We start from the raw sequence: 17454 nt of genomic DNA, 5'->3' as shown, positions 1-17454 counted from the left end.
GATCAAGAGCACTCGAGCTTGCGCTCATTGTTGAGTGGGGCGGCTTCGCCGCAGGTAGCTGCGCTGCTTGCTTTTCTGTGGGAGCGAGCCTGCTCGCGAAGGCGGTCTGACAGCCAATTCATTTCGAATCGCCAATTCACGCTGCCTTCCTACAGCTTTTTCAGAGTCCTCCGATCTTGAGGCGCTGGCCGTCCAATGCTGTACTCCGGGTTCTGCTTTTCCGAGTCCTTGAGTCTGTCTGATGAAGAAACCACCGACATTAGCCGGCAGAACGGATCCTGTTTTCGACCTGTTGGCCCGCTCTCCCCACAAGCAACGACTTGCGGATTATCTGGCGCTGCTCAAGCCGCTCGATGATCAGGGGCGCTATCTGCCATTCGAGGCGTTGCGCTATCGCTGGGCGGCTGGGTTGGACGCGAATCTTTGTTGGGCGTTGGTGAAGAAGGCGCGGGCGGCCCAGTACATTCATTTGTTGCCGTTGGGCGAGCCGGTGCAGTGGGGCAAATACGTGCCAACGCCGTTGGCGCAGAAAACCTTGGCTGTGGTGGATCGTTACGCCAGTACGGCCGCGCTGGATTACATGACCAGTCAGATCGGCGAGCGGGCGCATTTCTCCTGTCTGCTCAATGACCTGATCGAAGACGAAGCCATCGCCAGTAGCCAGTTGGAGGGCGCGGCGACTACCACGCGCGTAGCCAGGGACATGCTCAAGCATCAGCGCCAGCCGCGGACGCCAGATGAGCGCATGGTCATGGGGAATTATCGAATGATGAATTTCGCTTGGGAAAAGCGTTATGAACCTCTGAGCATTGAGCTGATTGCAGAGATCCATCGAGTGGGTGTGGAGGGGATCGATGACGGGCAGTATTCCCCCGGATTGTTCCGGACCAATGATGAGGTGGTTGTTCAGGATGGTTCAGGCAACACCGTGCACCGACCACCTCCTGCTGCAGGATTGGTTGCGCGGTTGGCGAGGCTGTCCGCCTGGATCAACCGGCCCGCTGCCTCGATTCTGGACAAAAATTATCTGCATCCACTGACCAAGGCCGTGACGCTGCATTTCGCCATGGGTTATGAACATCCATTTCGCGACGGTAACGGACGGGTCGCGAGAGCCTTGTTTTACATGGTTCATGTTCAAACATGAGTTCGCGGCGTTTCGCTACATTGCGATCAGTCTGCTGCTGCGCAATGCACCGGTGAAATACGGACGCTCCTACCTGCACACCGAGGCAGATGAGCTGGATCTGACTTATTTCATCGAGTTTCAATGCGCGGTTGTTTTGCGAGCCGTGGTCGGTTTTACATCTGTGTACCGCAAGAGTCTGGCAGACACTCAGGACTTTCAGCGCTGGCTGACGAGCTCTGGCGTAATTGCTCAACTGACGGAACGGCAGCGCGCGGTTTATCAGGTGGCTAAAAGCGGGGAGGCGAAGGAGTTTACGGCGAGCAATGTCGCGGAAAATTTTTCCTGCTCGGGTAGCGAGGCGGCGTCGATTCTGGAAGAGCTGGACCAATTGCAGCTTTTTGAGAGAAGGAAGATGGGGCGGGAGTGGGTGTTTTTTTTACGTAGTTCTTTACGTGGAGGCAAGCATGGGAGCGAATTGAATCGCCCCCATGTTGTAACGACTTAAAGCGTACCAAACACTTTCTTCGCCAGACTCGTCGCCGCAGCGGCCGGGTTCTGGCGGATGGTTTCTTCCTGTTTGCCGATCATCTCGAACAGGCCATTCAGCGCTTGCTCGGTGACGTAGTTCTCGACATTGGCGCTCTTCGCGTCCACCACGCCAAACGCAGCGGCCTGGCCCGCGAAGGCGTTGTACTTCTGCGCGACGCCGACCTTGTCGGTGGCTTGCTTGACGATGGGCAGGAATTTCGCGCGGATCTGTTCGCGGCTGGATTTGTTCAGGTATTGGGTCGCTGAATCGTTGCCGCCGCTGAGGATGCCTTTGGCGTCGGCCACGCTCATTTTCTTCACCGCGTCGACGAGGATTGGCTGGGCCTGGGTCACGGCGGATTCGGCGGCTTTGTTCATCGCGGTTTCCAGTTCTTCGACCTGGGCGCCCATGCCGAAGGCTTTCATCTTGCTCGCGGCTTTGCCGAGTTTGCCCGGCAGTTCGATTTTCACTTCGGGGTTGTTGCTGAAGCCGCCCGGGGTGCCGAGTTGTTTCACGGCGATCTGGGCGCCTTGGGTCAGGGCGTCCTTGAGGCCGCCGGTGGCGTCTTGCTGGGACAGGTCGCTGAGCGACAGGGCCAGGGCGTTGGCGGAGATCAGCAAGCCGGCGCAGGCGGCGGCGAAGCGAAGGGTAGGGCGGCGCATGGCGGCTTCCTTGTGGCGAAAAATGGATTAACGAACGGCGTCGACGCGGATTTTCAGCGGCTGCGGGTCGTTGCCGTCGAGTTGCACGGCGTGGTTTTCGGTGGTGATGAACATCAGCTCGCCGTTGACTTCAATGCGCGCGCTGATCGAATAACGATGGCCGGATTTGACCTGCGCCGGATCGTAGCTCAAATGGAATGGCAGCGGCACCTGGCCTTTGATCGGGCCTTTCTGTTCGGCGAGGACGATGGCCGGTGCATCGGCCAGCGACACGTCTTGCAGGCTGACGCTCAGAGTCGCGCTCGGGGGCAGGGCGATGCGTTGCAGGTAGAAGACTTCGCCGTCGAGGCTGGCCTTGCCGGCGGGTGTGGTTGATTGGCAGGCGCTCAGCAGGGTGGCGGCGGCGAGGGTCAAAAGTTTTTTCATGGGTGAATCTCCTTTCAATGTGGGAGCGAGCCTGCTCGCGAAAGCGCTGGATCAGTCAAACTAAATGGCGACTGACATTCCGTCTTCGCGAACAGGCTCACTCCCACAGGGGTAAGGCTTCAAGCCTCAGGCTGTGGCGTGATCTGATCCGCCGCATCTTCACTGCGGTGCAGCGCGACCTGGCGGATCGACAGGCGAATCTCCGCCGGCAACACGCGTTTGGCCGCGCCTTCGGCCAGCTCGCCGAGCAGTTCGTGGTAGCTGAGCTTGCCGGCCTCGTCGCGGCGCAGGACGTCGAGGTCGAGCAGGGTCTGGATGAAGTGGCGGAACAGGCTCTTGTCGAAGAACTCCGGCGCATTCAGGCCATGGAGGATCGACAGACGCTGGGCCATCACTGTGCAGAGGTCTTCCAGCTCTTCGGCGCTGATGCTGTTCTGGCCGCTGTTGAGCAGCAAAGATACGGTCATGTAGAACCGCTGCAGGGTCTGCGCGATGCTTTTCGACAGCAGCGTCAGCAGCACGAAATGCCGCGAACTCGGTGCCGGGCGCAGGTAAACGTCTTTCTCGAAACGCAGCAGGCCCTGCTCGACGAACGCTTCCAGCCACTGATCGATCACCGCGTCGAGTTCGTCCAGGCTCCAGCGGATGAACAATTCCGATTGCAGGTACGGATACAGCGCGCGGGTGTAGCGCAGGATCTGCTCGCGGCTCATGCGCGAGGTGCTCTGGAAGAAACTCGCGAGCAACGAGGGCAGGGCGAAGATGTGCAGGACGTTGTTGCGGTAGTAAGTCATCAGGACCGCGTTCTGCTCGTCCAGATACAGAATCTTGCCCAGCGCATCGTTCTGCTCGGCGAGCAGATCCATGTCTTTCACATGCTCGATCAGCGCACGGCCGTCGCCTTCCGGCAAGGTGGTGTGCGGCGAATAAGGGACTTTGCGCAGCAGCGCGAGATACAAGTCAAGCACCCGCGCCATGGCTCGATCATCCAGGGCCAGACGCGTGGTCGACAGCAGGGCCAGCGCTACCAGATTCACTGGATTGATCGCCGCCGCTTCGTTGAGGTGCCGGGCGACTTTCTCGCCGAGGCGGTTGGTGGTTTCGTTGAGCCACGCCGGTTTGAATTGCGGGCCGAGCTCCTGCTGGCGCCAGTCCGGTTGCTCAGCGTCGAGAAATTCGGCCAGTTTGATCGGCTCGCCGAAGTTGACCGCGACCTGACCGAAGCGCTGCTTGAGCGCGCCGATCACTTTGAAAATATCGAAGATCGACTCTTTCTTTTTGCTCGCGCCGCGCAGCTCACCGAGGTAGGTGCGGCCTTCGAGCACGCGCTCGTATCCGATGTACACCGGCACGAATACGATCGGCATCCGCGACGAACGCAGGAAACTGCGCAGAGTGATCGCGAGCATGCCGGTTTTCGGTTGCAGCATGCGCCCGGTGCGCGAGCGCCCGCCCTCGACGAAATACTCCACCGGGAAACCTTTGGTGAACAGCGTGTGCAGGTATTCGTTGAACACCGAGGTGTACAGCGGATTGCCCTTGAAGGTGCGGCGCATGAAGAACGCACCGCCGCGACGCAGCAGGCTACCGATCACCGGCATGTTCAGGTTGATCCCGGCGGCGATGTGCGGCGGGGTCAGACCATTGCGGAACAGCAGATAGGAAAGCAGCAGGTAGTCGATGTGGCTGCGGTGGCACGGCACGTAGATCACTTCGTGACCCTGCGCAACGTTCTGCACGCCCTCGATGTGGTTGACCTTGATGCCGTCGTAGATCTTGTTCCAGAACCAGCTCAGCACCACTTCGAGAAAACGGATCGCGGTGTAGGTGTAGTCCGAAGCGATCTCGTTGCCATAGCGCAGGGCCTGGGCCTTGGCCTTTTCCGGCGAGATTTTTTCGCGCTCGGCTTCGTCGAGGATCGCCTGTTTGACCAGCGGCTGATTGAGCAGGCCTTTGACCAGATTGCGCCGGTGGGAAATGTCCGGGCCGATCACCGCGGCTTTCAAGTTGCGGAAGTGCACGCGCAGGATGCGCTGGGCCATGCGCACGGTGCGCTCATGACCCTTGTTGTGATCGATCAGTTCGCGCAGGTGGATCGGCGCGGAAAACTGCACGCGGGTTTTACGCCCGAGGACGATAATGCTCAGCAGCCGGCGCAGGCGTCCGGTGACTGCCCAGCTGTCGGCGAACAACAGTTTCCACGGACTGTTTTCGCTGTCCGGGGACTGGCCCCAGAACACGCTGACCGGAATGATCTGCGCGTCTTCGGCAGCATTCTGTGTCAGCGCGCTGACCAGGCGGGTGAGAGTCGGCGGCGCACCGCGTTTGTCCTGGCGGCCGAGCCAGTCCGGGTCCGGTGTCAGATAAAAAAACGCCGCAGGTTCGATCAGCGTACCGACCGACACCGCCAGCACCGGGCGTGGCAGACCGGCCTTGGTGCACTCGGTGTCAACCACCGCCAGATCGGTCAGCGAAGGGTTTTGCAGGACGTAGAACACCGGACGACTGCGGTCGAGGTTAAGAGTGAACGACGACTGATTGATGGTCTCGGAGCGAACCCAGAGATACAACAGGCGGCGCAGGGTGCCAAACACAAGACGGCGGAACGGGGAACGGGTCATACGGCTTCTGCGTGAGTGGATAAAACCGAGCAGGCGCTCGGGGCGGACAGTTTGCCGTATTAGGCGAAAATCGGCAAAAAAGCGCCGAAGTAATCTCCTGTTGAGAGTTTCCGCACCTGTCATATACTCGGCGCTCTGTTGCCGGTGCCCTGTCATGGACGTCGGACGCAGGCTGACGTTCCTCTAAGGCTTTCCTGCGAAAAGCCCGTTCAATAATAAAAAAGGAGTATGAACAGATGGCAACACGCGAAACCGGCAACGTGAAGTGGTTCAACGACGCCAAAGGCTACGGCTTTATCCAGCGCGACGACGGCGTGGACGTGTTCGTGCACTACCGCGCGATACGCGGCGAAGGGCACCGCTCGCTGACCGAAGGTCAACAGGTCGAGTATGCGGTGATCACCGGCGAGAAGGGGTTGCAGGCTGAGGATGTTGTAGGCCTGTAACACAAACCTCCAGAACGCCAAAACCACTGTGGGAGCGAGCCTGCTCGCGAATGCGGTGTATCAGTCACCATTCATATCGACTGACACTGCGCATTCGCGAGCAGGCTCGCTCCCACATGGGCTCTACGTTGACCTGATTACACGGTCTTCCAGGTGATCTCTTCTTCTCCGTCTTCGCTGATGCGAATCCAGCGATCGGCGGTTTCTTCACCTTCTTCTTCGACCCACGTCCCCGGTGCACAACGCACTTCGACGTTCAGTGCGGCAAAGGCTGCGCGGGCGCAGGCGATGTCGTCGTCCCAGGGGGTCTGGTCGCTTTCCAGGAACAGGCTGTTCCACTTGCCCACGGCTTTCGGCAGCCAGGTCACCGGCACGTTGCCGGCCTTGCACTTGTACGTCTGGCCTTTCTGCACCCAGTCGCTGCACGGGCCAAGCGCTTGGCCGAGCCAGGCGGCGATGGCCTTGTGGTCGACGTCGGCGTCTTTCAGGTAAATCTCGATGTCCGGTTGGCGCATGGATGTCCTCACTGCGGGTCTGAAAAATCCATTCGCGGATTTAGCCGGCCCCGGGCCTGTGCCCGAGACCAAAAGTTATTGAAGAACGAAATAATCGTAGCGCATCGACACGGTGGTCTCGATCGGCTCGGCCTGTTCGATCACTGCCGCACGACGCTCGGCACTGGCACGCCAGCCGTGAGGCGTCATCGCCAACAGGTTGGCGCGGTCCTCGGGCTTGTCCAGGGTCAGCTTGAATTCCAGGGTTTCGCTGTGTGCCAAAACCATGCCTTCCGGCACCAGGGCCAGGTGCTTGTCGTCGGTGTACTCGCGCACTTCGTCGTACAGGCGTTCGCGCAATTCCATCAGATGGCCGCGGGTCGGGCCGACTTTCATCAGCCCACCGCCGACGCTGAGCAGACGCTTGGCTTCCTCCCAATCCAACGGACTGAAGACGCTGGCGAGAAACTGGCAACTGCCTGAAGCCAATGGCACGCGGGCCATGCTCGCGATCAACCAGGTAATCGCCGGATTGCGCTTGCAGGCGCGTTTGACCGCTTCGCGGGAGATGTCCAGCGCGTAGCCATCAGCGTTCGGCAAAGCTTCGGCGATTTGCGCGGTGTAGTAACCCTCGCCGCAACCGATATCGACCCAGCGCGCCGGCGCATAACTCGCCGCGAGTTCAGCCAGACGTTTGGCCACTGGCGCGTAATGCCCGGCGTTGAGGAAATCACGCCGCGCCTCGACCATGGCCTGATTGTCGCCCGGGTCGCGGCTGTTCTTGTGCTGCACCGGCAACAGGTTCAGATAACCCTGACGCGCACGGTCAAACCGATGCCCGGCGGGGCAGACCACGCCGTTCTCTACCGCGTTGAGCGGTTCACTGCAGATCGGGCACGCGAGCATCAGGCGAGCAACTTGATCAGGGTCTGGTAATAAATTTCCGTCAGCACGTCGAGATCGGCTGCCAGCACGCGCTCGTTGACCTGGTGGATGGTCGCGTTGACCGGGCCCAGTTCAACCACTTGCGTGCCCATGGTCGCGATGAAGCGGCCATCGGAGGTGCCGCCGCTGGTCGACGCCTTGGTCTCGCGACCGGTGATGTCCTTGATGCTCGACGATACCGCATCGAGCAGCGCGCCCGGTTCGGTGAGGAACGGCAGGCCGGACAGCGCCCAGTCGATGTGCCAGTCCAGACCATGCTTGTCGAGAATATCGGCCACACGCTTCTGCAGGCCTTCTACGGTCGATTCGGTGGAGAAACGGAAGTTGAACACCGCCACCAGATCACCCGGGATCACGTTGGTCGCGCCGGTGCCGGAATTGACGTTGGAAATCTGGAAACTGGTCGGCGGGAAGAAGTCGTTACCGTGGTCCCAGTGCTCGGCGGCCAGCTCTGCCAGCGCCGGAGCGGCGAGGTGGATCGGGTTCTTCGCCAGATGCGGGTAGGCCACGTGGCCCTGCACGCCTTTGACCGTCAGCTTGGCGCCGAGGGAACCGCGACGGCCGTTTTTCACCACATCGCCGACCAGCGTAGTGCTCGACGGCTCGCCAACGATGCACCAGTCCAGACGCTCGTTGCGCGCGACCAGACGTTCGACCACAGCCTTGGTGCCGTGATGCGCCGGGCCTTCTTCATCGCTGGTGATCAGGAAAGCGACCTTGCCTTTATGGTTCGGATAGTCGGCTACGAAACGTTCAGCGGCGACGGTCATCGATGCCAGGCTGCCTTTCATGTCTGCCGCGCCACGGCCGCAGAGCATGCCATGTTCGTCGATCACGGCATTGAACGGATCGATCTGCCATGCGGTAACCGGACCGGTCGGCACCACGTCGGTGTGACCGGCGAAGCACAGCACCGGGCCGTCGTTGTTGCCGTGAGTGGCCCAGAAGTTATCCACATCTTCGATGCGCATCGGCTCCAGGGTGAAACCGGCATCACCCAGGCGCTGCATCATCTGCTTCTGGCAGTCGGCATCGACCGGGGTCACGGAAGGACGGCGGATCAGGTCGATGGCCAGTTGAAGGGTCGGCGATAGGTCGGCGTGGGCCGTCATGGAAAACTCCGGGATCATGGGGTGTGAGCTTGGGCTTCTAATGTGGGAGCGAGCCTGCTCGCGAAAGCGGTCTACCAGGCACCTTAAAGGTTGAATGTTACAACGCCTTCGCGAGCAGGCTCGCTCCCACAAGGGACAGGGGTGGTCAGTCAGACCGGTTATCACGCCAAGCCCCGCAAAATGGCGGTTATCTTAAAGCAAAACGGCGACCATTGGCCGCCGTTTAGTGCTGCGTTGCGGATTTAGACGACCGGTGCCGGCTCAGCCTTGGCCACAGGTTTGGGCAGCGACGACAGGAACGCCATGATCAGCGCCGCCAGGTACGGCAGCGACTGCACCAGCAGCATGGTCACCCAGAAGCGCATGTCATTGCTCGGAATGCCCTGCACCAGGAAAATCCCCAGCGCCGCACCCCACAGCAACAGCATGATGAACAGCTCCTCGCGAGCCTCGCTGATCGCCACCCAGAAACCGTGGTTGTCAGCGTTTTTCGGCGTGCGGAAGAACGGAATGCTGCTGGTGAAGAAACCGTACAGCACCGCTTTGGCGATGGTGTGCGACAACGCCAACCCGGCCAGCGCCGCGCAGAACGCATCTTTCAGATTCACGCCGACGGCGCGACGGTAGAGGAAGATGATCTTGCCGACCTTGAACACGAACAGCGCCAGCGGCGGGATCGCGAAAATCAGCAACGGTGGATCGACCCGTTGCGGCACGATGATCATCGCCGCCGACCACAACAGCGCGCCAACGGTGAAGAAGATGTTCATGCCATCGGCAACCCACGGCAGCCAACCGGCGAGGAAGTGATAACGCTGACCACGGGTCAGTTCGGTGTCCTTGCCGCGCAGCAGGCTGCGGGTGTGGCGCTTGATGATCTGGATCGCGCCATAGGCCCAGCGGAAACGCTGTTTCTTGAAGTCGATGAAGGTATCCGGCATCAGGCCCTTGCCGTAGCTGTCGTGGTAATACGCCGCCGACAGGCCTTTCTCGAACACGCGCAAACCGAGTTCGGCGTCTTCACAGATGCACCAGTCAGCCCAGCCCAATTCTTCCAGCACCGAGCGGCGGGTCATGGTCATGGTGCCGTGCTGAATGATCGCGTCACGGTCGTTGCGGGTGACCATGCCGATATGGAAGAAGCCTTTGTATTCGGCGTAGCAGAGCTTTTTGAAGGTGCTTTCGTTCTGGTCGCGATAATCCTGCGGCGACTGCACCACGGCGATTTTCGGGTCGGCGAAGTGCGGCACCATGTGCTTGAGCCAGTTCGGGTGCACGCAGTAATCGGAGTCGATCACGGCAATGACTTCGGCGTCCTTGGCGGTGTGCGGGATCAGATAATTCAGCGCGCCGCCCTTGAAACCGGCCAGCGGCGAAACGTGGAAGAACTTGAAGCGCGGGCCGAGGGTTGCGCAGTAATCGCGCACCGGTTCCCACACCGCCGGATCCTTGGTGTTGTTGTCGATGATCAGGACTTCGAAATCCGGATAATCGAGCGCGGCCAGGGCATCGAGGGTCTGTTTGACCATCTCTGGCGGCTCGTTGTAGCAGGGCACGTGGATCGACACTTTCGGCCGGTAGTCGGAATCGCCCAGCACCGGCAGGAATTCCCGACGGCGTTTGTGAATCCACACCGCTTCGGCCAGTTCATGGGCCTCGGTGAGCAGGACGATGAATACCCCGAGCGCACCGAGCGCCAGGAGGAATCCGACCGTGAGGCTGAACCACGTGCTGTATTGCTGGCTGTAGTCGTAACCGATGTACACCAGCACCGAGCCGCAGAGGAACGCGATAAACGTCAGGAACGTACGACCGCGCTGGCGCAGGGCCGAGCCGTCGATCATCAGCAGGGTCAGCGACAGCAGCGCCAGCACCACTGAGCCGATCGCCAATACGCGCCATTGTGGAATCGCCACCACCGGGCCTTCGAAATTGAATTTCTGCTGGCGCGCGGCGTTGAACACGCCCCAGTAGGCGCCGACCGAACCTTCATCGCTGGCCTTCCACGGCTGATCGAACGCTTCGATCACGAAGTAGTTGAAGCCCTGGCGATTGAGCTTGTTGACCAGCGTGCGCAGATAAATTGCCTGATCTGCCGGCGAGGCATCGGCGCCACCGCGCATGCGACCGTTGCTCGGCCAGCCGACCTCGGACAGCAGCAGCGGTTTTTTCGGAAAGAGTTTTTTCAGATCGCGGGCGCGGTCGAAGACGAACTGGCCGGCCTTGTCCACCGGAATGAATTCCCAGTAGGGCAAGACGTGGGCGGCGATCAAATCGACATGTTTGGCCAGTTGCGGGTATTTCTCCCAGATGTGCCATTGCTCGGAAGTGGTCACCGGTACTTTGACCGCAGCGCGCACCCGATCCAGCAGAACGATCAAGGCCTCAGGGGTGATTTCTTCACGAAACAGCGCCTCGTTGCCGACCACCACGCGCACGACGCTGCGCGAGGTGTTGGCCAGTTCGATGGCTTTGGTGATTTCCCGTTCGTTGCGTTCCTGGTCCGGGCTGATCCAGATGCCGAGGGTGACACGCAGGCCGAATTCCTCCGCCAGTTTCGGGATGTCTCCCAGCGAACCGTCGACCGAATAGATACGGATGTTGTCGGTCAGCTTGCTCATGATTTCCAGGTCACGGCGCATTTCATCGTCAGACGGATACTGATCCTTCTGTGGGAATTGCCCCTGCTGGAATGGCGAATACGAGAAGCCGGAGATTTGCTGCGGCCAGTTCGGCGCCGTGACCGGGCGATTGACCAGCGCCCAGAAACCGGTGAACAAGGCAGCGATGGCCAGCACCACCACCAGGTTGAGTCCAAATTTACGCGATGACATAGCTGTTTCGGGTTCCAAAGGCTGTGGAACGAAGGATCGGTCGGATAGACGCCCGAGGGGCGCGCATCCTACACCGGCGGTTAACCAGTCGTACAACTGACGGGAAAATGCCTGACATTGGGCAGCCGTCTCTGACTTAAGTTCTTACACTTGTCGCTTGCAGCTTAAAACTTGTCGCTGCGTAGCCCTATAATGCGCGCCGGTTTTTGGGGTAATGGTCATGAGTACAGAAGATCCGCGGTTTGCAGGCATCGCCCGGTTGTATGGCATCGAGGGCCTGGAACGCTTGCGCGCCGCCCATGTGGCGATCGTCGGCGTTGGTGGCGTCGGTTCCTGGGCGGCGGAAGCCATGGCCCGTTGCGGGGTGGGCGAGATCTCGCTGTTCGACCTTGATGACGTCTGCGTCAGTAATGCCAACCGTCAGTTGCACGCCTTGGACAGCACTGTCGGCAAACCCAAGGTCGAGGTGATGGCCGAGCGCCTGCGCGGGATCAACCCCGATTGCACGGTGCACGCCGTGGCCGATTTCGTCACCCGCGACACCATGGCCGAATACATCACGCCGAACATCGACTGCGTGATCGACTGCATCGATGCGGTGAACGCCAAAGCGGCGCTGATCGCCTGGTGCAAACGCCGCAAGATCCAGATCATCACCACCGGCGGCGCGGGCGGGCAGATCGACCCGACGCTGATTCAGGTTTGCGACTTGAACCGCACCTTCAACGATCCGCTGGCCTCGAAAGTCCGTTCGACGTTGCGCCGGGACTACGGCTTCTCCCGCACCGTGACCCGTCACTACAGCGTGCCGTGCGTATTTTCCACCGAACAGCTGCGCTACCCGAAACCGGATGGCAGCATTTGTCTGCAGAAAAGTTTTGTCGGCGACGGCGTGAAGCTCGACTGCGCTGGCGGGTTTGGCGCGGTGATGATGGTCACGGCGACATTTGGCATGGTCGCGGCGACCAAGGCTGTGGACAAGATTGTGGCTGGTGTTCGGCGCCCGGCGGACCGGGTCAAGCCTCAAGCCTGAAGGTATTAATGAGGGCCTCTTCGCGAGCAGGCTCGCTCCCACAGGAAATGCATTTCCACTGTGGGAGCGAGCCTGCTCGCGAAGGCGATTAGCGCGCCAACTCATTCATCCGCTGGAGCACCGCATTCAGGCCATTGCTGCGCGAAGGCGACAACTGCCGCGACAGTCCCAGCTGATTGAACCACTCCGGCAAATCCACCTGCTGCAACTCCGCCGCCGACAAGCCATTGACCCGCAACAGCAGCAACGCCACCAACCCGCGAATCATCCGCGCATCGCTGCTTGCCTTGAACTGCCAGTGCCCGTCGCGCAAATCCCCGACCAGCCACACCTGGCTCTCACAACCCTGCACCCGATTGGCCTCGCACTTTTGCGCGTCATCCAGCGCCGGCAAGCGATCGCCAAACTGCATCAGCAGCCGCGCGCGCTGTTCCCAGCCCGCCGCATTCTGAAACGTCTGCAGCGCTTCGGCCGCTTCCACCGGCAGGCTCATCGCAACAACTCCAGCGCCTGATCCAGCGCCTCGAAAAAGCGCTCCAGATCTTCCGAGTCGTTATACAGCGCCAGCGACACGCGAATCGCGCCAGCCAGTTCGAAGCTTTTCATCAGCGGCATGGCGCAGTGATGCCCGGCGCGTACGGCGATGCCTTGTTCGGTGAGCAGATGCGCCAGATCAGCGTTGTGCACGCCTTCGACGACAAAACTGGCCAGTGCCAGTTGCGGCTTGCCCAGCAGGCGAATGCCGTTGCGGGCAGCGAGGCCGCGCAACAGATAGTCGTGCAGCGCCGCTTCATGGGCAGATACGGCGTCCTGATCCAAACCGGCCAAGTAGTCGAGGGTCGCTCCGAGGCCGATGACACTGGCGATTGGCGGTGTGCCAGCCTCGAACCCCAACGGCGCCGGGCGGAAGCGCGAATCCTGATAGTTGGCGTCCAGCACCATCTCGCCGCCGAACTGCCATGGCTGCAATTGCTCCAGCGCAGCGTTGCGTCCGAGCAGCACGCCCAGTCCCTCAGGGCCGTAGAGTTTGTGGCTGGAAAACACATAGAAGTCGCAACCCAGCGCCTGCACATCATGCCGGCCGTGCACCACGCCTTGCGCGCCATCGACTACCGTCAGCGCGTTCTGCGCCTTGGCCATGCCGAGCAAAGCGGTCAGCGGTTGCCAGGCACCAAGGACGTTGGACAGCTGACTGACTGCCAGCAAACGCGTGCGCGGGCCGATCAGATGCACGGCAGCGGCGAGGTCGATCAGGCCGTCGGCATCCAGCGGCAGGATCACCAGTTTCAGGTTGCCGCGTTGCGCCAGTTGCTGCCACGGCAAAAGGTTGGCGTGATGCTCCAGAGCGCTGATGACAATCTCATCGCCCGGCTCGAACAAATGTTCAAGACCGTAAGCCAGCAGATTCAAGGCACTGGTGGCGCCGTGCGTGAAAATTATCTGCCCGCTGTCACCGGCATTCAGCCACTGGCCAACCTTGCGCCGGCTGTCTTCGAACGCTTGTGTCGCGTGGGCACCCGGCAGGTGTTGCGCACGATGCACATTGGCCGCGCCGTTGGCGTAGTAATGCGTCAGTGCGTCGAGCAGGGCCTGGGGTTTTTGCGTGGTGGCGGCGTTGTCCAGATAGGTCTGGTCTTGCCGTTGCAGCGCGGCGATAGCCGGGAAATCAGCGCGCCACGGGGAGGGGATCATCATGGGTTCAGCCCTGTGAAATTGGGCGGGGTGTACACCAAACCTTGTGGGAGCGAGCCTGCTCGCGACAGCGTCCTTGAGGACGCCAGAAGCTTCGCGAGCAGGCTCGCTCCCACAGGAGGTCGATGTGCTGCTTAGTTGTGAGCGTGCAGCGCTTCGTTCAGTTCGATCGCCGATTTGTGGGTCTTGCATTCCACAGCACCGGTTTCCGAATTACGACGGAACAGCAGATCAGTCTGACCAGCCAGCTCGCGCGCCTTCACAACCTTGACCAGATTGTTGTTTTCGTCGAGCAGCGCAACCTTGGTGCCAGCGGTCACGTACAGGCCCGACTCCACAGTGTTGCGGTCGCCCAACGGAATACCGATACCGGCGTTGGCGCCGATCAGGCAGCCTTCACCGACCTTGATCACGATGTTGCCGCCGCCCGACAGGGTACCCATGGTCGAGCAACCGCCGCCCAGGTCCGAACCCTTGCCGACGAATACGCCAGCGGAAACGCGGCCTTCGATCATGCCCGGGCCTTCGGTGCCGGCGTTGAAGTTGATGAAACCTTCGTGCATGACGGTGGTGCCTTCGCCGACGTAGGCGCCCAGACGCAGACGTGCGGCATCAGCGATACGCACGCCGGCCGGTACCACGTAGTCGGTCATCTTCGGGAACTTGTCCACGGAGAACACTTCCAGCAGTTCGCCGCGCAGACGCGCTTCGAGTTGCATTTCCGCCAGTTCGCTCAGGTCGATCGCGCCCTGGCTGGTCCACGCCACGTTCGGCAGCAGCGGGAAGATACCGGCCAGGCTCACGCCGTGCGGCTTGACCAGACGGTGCGAGAGCAGATGCAGCTTGAGGTAGGCCTCAGGCGTGGAGGTCAGTTGCGCGTCTTCGGCCAGCAGCGTGGCAACCAACGGCTTGTGGCTTTCAGCCAGGCGAGTCAGCAGCTTGCCTTGCACAGCGTCGATGCCTTTCACGGCTTCAGCCAGTTGCGCGGCCTGGGCGGTGGTGAAGGTGATGGCCTGGTTGCCTTCGGTGTAACCGAGGATCGGCGCGACCGCTGCGACCAGTTCGGCCGAAGGATTGAGCAGTGGTTGTGCGTAGAACACTTCCAGCCATGCGCCTTGACGGTTCTGGGTGCCGACACCAAAGGCGATGCTGAACAGGGAATTGGACATGTGAATACCTCTACAAAGAGTGACGGGCTGCTTACTTCAGAGCGGCCGCGTAGATATCTGGCTTGAAGCCAATCAGGGTTCGGTCACCGAGATCGAGCACCGGGCGCTTGATCATCGAGGGTTGTGCGAGCATCAGTTCGATGGCTTTCGCTTGGTCGAGATCGGCTTTGCGTTCGTCGTCGAGTTTGCGAAAGGTCGTGCCGGCGCGGTTCAGCACGGTTTGCCAGCCGTGCTCGTCGCACCATTGGGTCAGGTGCTCACGGTCAATGCCGGCAGTCTTGTAATCGTGAAAGTCATAACTGACAGCGTGTTCATCGAGCCAGGTGCGCGCCTTTTTCATGGTGTCGCACGCCTTGATGCCGAAAAGGTGCAACGTTTTACTTGAAACGGCCAAGGAATCGCCCCCTTTACAGGTGCTGGAAAAAAATGGTGACGGATTATGCCATGACCGGACGGTTTCGTCGGCCACGGTTGTCGTAACGCTGTAAAACCTGTGGGAGCGAGCCTGCTCGCGAAGAGGCCACATCAATCAATATCTCTGTGTGCTGAACGACCGCTTTCGCGAGCAGGCTCGCTCCCACAAGGGTGTCGCTTGCGGTCGTGCGACATAGGTGCAACGGTCAGCCACAGCCTAAGGCGCTAATATGGCAGTTCAACGCTGTCGATCGCCTGAGATTTTCGTTTTATGCAAACTGCTTACACCGTCCTGATCCTGCTGATGCTGGTCAGCGTCTCGCGACTGGTCGGGCGGGTTATCCCGCTGCCGTTGCCGCTGGTGCAAATTGCTGCCGGTGCCTTGCTCGCCTGGCCGACGCTTGGCCTGCACGTCGCCCTCGATCCCGAATTGTTCCTGTTTCTGTTCCTGCCGCCGCTGCTGTTTTCCGATGGCTGGCGCATGCCCAAACGCGCCTTCTGGCAATTGCGCGGACCGATCCTGACCCTGGCCGTCGGCCTTGTTCTGTTCACCGTGGTCGGTGCCGGCTATTTCATTCATTGGCTGTTGCCGACGATTCCGCTGCCGGTGGCCTTCGCCCTTGCAGCGGTTTTGTCACCGACGGACGCCGTAGCGGTTTCAGCGATTTCGCAGAACCGTCTCCCTACGCCGCTGATGCACATCCTCCAGGGCGAGGCGCTGATGAATGACGCCTCAGGCCTGGTGACCTTCAAATTCGCCCTCGCTGCAGCGGTCACGGGGGTGTTCTCGTTGACCAATGCCAGTCTGACCTTCGTCGCGGTGGCGCTCGGTGGCCTGGCTGTGGGTGTAGCGTTGAGCTGGCTGGTCGGGGGCCTGCGCGCGTGGATGATCGCCCGGGGCTGGGACGATCCGGCCACTCACGTGGTGTTCATGTTGCTGCTGCCGTTCGCCGCTTACGTACTGGCTGAACGTCTGGGCGCTTCGGGCATTCTCTCGGCGGTGGCAGCGGGGATGATGCAAAGCTGGCTCGACCTGCTGCCGCGCCAGACCAGCACGCGGCTGCTCAACCGCAGCGTTTGGGCGCTGCTCGAATTTGCGTTCAATGGCTTGATCTTCCTGCTGCTTGGCCTGCAATTGCCAGACATCATCAAGGCCGTGGTCAGCCATGAGCCGACGCTGTGGCCGACGTTGTTCTATCGCTGCCTCGATGTATTGGCGATTTTCGTGGCGCTGGTGCTGCTGCGGTTCATCTGGGTGCAAAGCATCTGGCGCTTGTCGGTGTTGCTGCGCCGACTGCGCGGCAAGGGCGAGCTGACCCAAGTGCCGACGGCGCGTTCATGCTGGTTGCTGACGGTGGGCGGTGTGCGCGGGGCGGTGACGCTGGCAGGCGTGATGTCGGTGCCGATGCTGATCGGCGCCGAGGCTTTTCCTGAGCGTGACTTGCTGATCTTCATTGCTGCCGGGGTGATTCTGCTGTCGCTGGTCTCGGCCTGTATCGCGCTGCCCTTGCTGCTGCGCGGCATCGACAAAAGTCCCGACGACAAGCGTCGTCAGGAAGTGCGCGACGCCTGGCGCAAGACGGCCGAAGCGGCGATTCACTCGCTGGAAAGCGAAGAAGTCGTCCCACAGGATGCCGCTCAAGCAGCGCTGGCAGCGGAGCTCAAGGCGCGGATCATGTCCGAATATCGCCATCAACTTGATGTGTTCAATGATTCTGCCGAGGCTCAGGCGCTGGCATTCCAGATGGATCTGCTTGAGCGTCGCCTGCGTTTGAAAGCGCTGCGCGCGCAGCGTCTTGAGCTTTACAGTCTGAGTCGTCAGCACCAGATCGGTGATGACGTGTTGCGAGAAGTGCTCGGGGAACTGGATTTGAGCGAGGCCAATCTGGGCCAGGTCAAATAGTCGGTTGAGCGCTTGCAGCAGGGGACTGCCGCAAGCGCTGCGTGA

General features: G+C 60.7%; 14 protein-coding genes and 1 pseudogene. 4 read left to right on the top strand and 11 right to left on the bottom strand.

Annotated features, from left to right (window positions below):
* Positions 1-241: 241 nt before the first annotated feature.
* Positions 242-1634: pseudogene (locus AC0Z5Z_RS09245) on the top strand (Fic family protein).
* Here AC0Z5Z_RS09245 and AC0Z5Z_RS09240 read toward each other — a convergent pair.
* The 3 genes from AC0Z5Z_RS09240 to plsB all read right to left on the bottom strand — a co-directional run bounded on the left by AC0Z5Z_RS09240 (position 1631) and on the right by plsB (position 5367).
* Positions 1631-2320: a DUF4197 domain-containing protein gene (locus AC0Z5Z_RS09240; RefSeq protein ID WP_423664392.1), complete on the bottom strand. Its 690-nt coding sequence runs from the start codon at positions 2318-2320 to the stop codon at positions 1631-1633. The pseudogene AC0Z5Z_RS09245 and the gene AC0Z5Z_RS09240 overlap by 4 nt on opposite strands.
* A gap of 27 nt (positions 2321-2347) precedes the next feature.
* Positions 2348-2746 carry a YbaY family lipoprotein gene (locus AC0Z5Z_RS09235; RefSeq protein WP_041478142.1) on the bottom strand — a complete coding sequence of 133 codons (399 nt, stop codon included), beginning with the start codon at positions 2744-2746 and terminating at the stop codon, positions 2348-2350.
* Positions 2747-2865: 119 nt separating this feature from the next.
* Positions 2866-5367, bottom strand: a complete 2502-nt coding sequence (gene plsB / locus AC0Z5Z_RS09230; protein ID WP_252877516.1) for a glycerol-3-phosphate 1-O-acyltransferase PlsB — start codon at positions 5365-5367, stop codon at positions 2866-2868.
* A gap of 236 nt (positions 5368-5603) precedes the next feature.
* Between plsB and AC0Z5Z_RS09225 the strand changes: the two genes are divergently transcribed.
* The gene (locus AC0Z5Z_RS09225; RefSeq protein WP_016771489.1) at positions 5604-5813 is read left to right on the top strand and encodes a cold-shock protein; all 210 of its coding nucleotides are present in this window, start codon (positions 5604-5606) and stop codon (positions 5811-5813) included.
* 137 nt (positions 5814-5950) lie between these two features.
* Here AC0Z5Z_RS09225 and AC0Z5Z_RS09220 read toward each other — a convergent pair whose 3' ends face one another.
* From AC0Z5Z_RS09220 to AC0Z5Z_RS09205, 4 genes are all read right to left on the bottom strand, one after another.
* Complete coding sequence (locus AC0Z5Z_RS09220) at positions 5951-6328, bottom strand: hypothetical protein (RefSeq protein ID WP_056783189.1); 378 nt, start codon at positions 6326-6328, stop codon at positions 5951-5953.
* Between the two features lie 75 nt (positions 6329-6403).
* On the bottom strand, positions 6404-7213 hold the full coding sequence (locus AC0Z5Z_RS09215) for a putative RNA methyltransferase (protein ID WP_485610977.1): 810 nt from the start codon (positions 7211-7213) through the stop codon (positions 6404-6406).
* Entirely contained in the window at positions 7213-8364 is a 1152-nt protein-coding gene (dapE, locus tag AC0Z5Z_RS09210; RefSeq protein WP_041478138.1) for a succinyl-diaminopimelate desuccinylase, read from the bottom strand. Before dapE ends, AC0Z5Z_RS09215 begins: the two co-directional genes overlap by 1 nt.
* 242 nt (positions 8365-8606) lie before the next feature.
* Entirely contained in the window at positions 8607-11198 is a 2592-nt protein-coding gene (locus AC0Z5Z_RS09205) for a glycosyltransferase (RefSeq protein ID WP_056783195.1), read from the bottom strand.
* Positions 11199-11412: 214 nt separating this feature from the next.
* Between AC0Z5Z_RS09205 and tcdA the strand changes: the two genes are divergently transcribed.
* On the top strand, positions 11413-12231 hold the full coding sequence (gene tcdA, locus AC0Z5Z_RS09200) for a tRNA cyclic N6-threonylcarbamoyladenosine(37) synthase TcdA (protein ID WP_039762445.1): 819 nt from the start codon (positions 11413-11415) through the stop codon (positions 12229-12231).
* An 88-nt stretch (positions 12232-12319) separates the two neighbouring features.
* Here the strand turns inward: tcdA and AC0Z5Z_RS09195 are convergent, their stop codons facing one another.
* The 4 genes from AC0Z5Z_RS09195 to AC0Z5Z_RS09180 all read right to left on the bottom strand — a co-directional run bounded on the left by AC0Z5Z_RS09195 (position 12320) and on the right by AC0Z5Z_RS09180 (position 15486).
* Positions 12320-12724 carry a SufE family protein gene (locus tag AC0Z5Z_RS09195; RefSeq protein ID WP_485610976.1) on the bottom strand — a complete coding sequence of 135 codons (405 nt, stop codon included), beginning with the start codon at positions 12722-12724 and terminating at the stop codon, positions 12320-12322.
* Positions 12721-13926 carry an aminotransferase class V-fold PLP-dependent enzyme gene (locus AC0Z5Z_RS09190; protein ID WP_485610975.1) on the bottom strand — a complete coding sequence of 402 codons (1206 nt, stop codon included), beginning with the start codon at positions 13924-13926 and terminating at the stop codon, positions 12721-12723. Before AC0Z5Z_RS09190 ends, AC0Z5Z_RS09195 begins: the two co-directional genes overlap by 4 nt.
* A 131-nt stretch (positions 13927-14057) precedes the next feature.
* Positions 14058-15092: a 2,3,4,5-tetrahydropyridine-2,6-dicarboxylate N-succinyltransferase gene (gene dapD / locus AC0Z5Z_RS09185; protein WP_041478134.1), complete on the bottom strand. Its 1035-nt coding sequence runs from the start codon at positions 15090-15092 to the stop codon at positions 14058-14060.
* A gap of 31 nt (positions 15093-15123) precedes the next feature.
* Complete coding sequence (locus tag AC0Z5Z_RS09180) at positions 15124-15486, bottom strand: ArsC family reductase (RefSeq protein ID WP_038860603.1); 363 nt, start codon at positions 15484-15486, stop codon at positions 15124-15126.
* 291 nt (positions 15487-15777) lie between these two features.
* On the opposite strand from AC0Z5Z_RS09180, the gene AC0Z5Z_RS09175 reads away from it, so the two are divergent.
* Positions 15778-17409 carry a Na+/H+ antiporter gene (locus AC0Z5Z_RS09175; protein WP_485610974.1) on the top strand — a complete coding sequence of 544 codons (1632 nt, stop codon included), beginning with the start codon at positions 15778-15780 and terminating at the stop codon, positions 17407-17409.
* The last annotated feature ends 45 nt before the right edge of the window (positions 17410-17454 follow it).

The sequence above is a fragment of the Pseudomonas sp. 1L-E-NC-VB-C3 genome (assembly GCF_057291535.1).
Note: the sequence above shows the minus strand (reverse complement) of the source record. Positions and strands in the feature narration are given on the sequence as shown.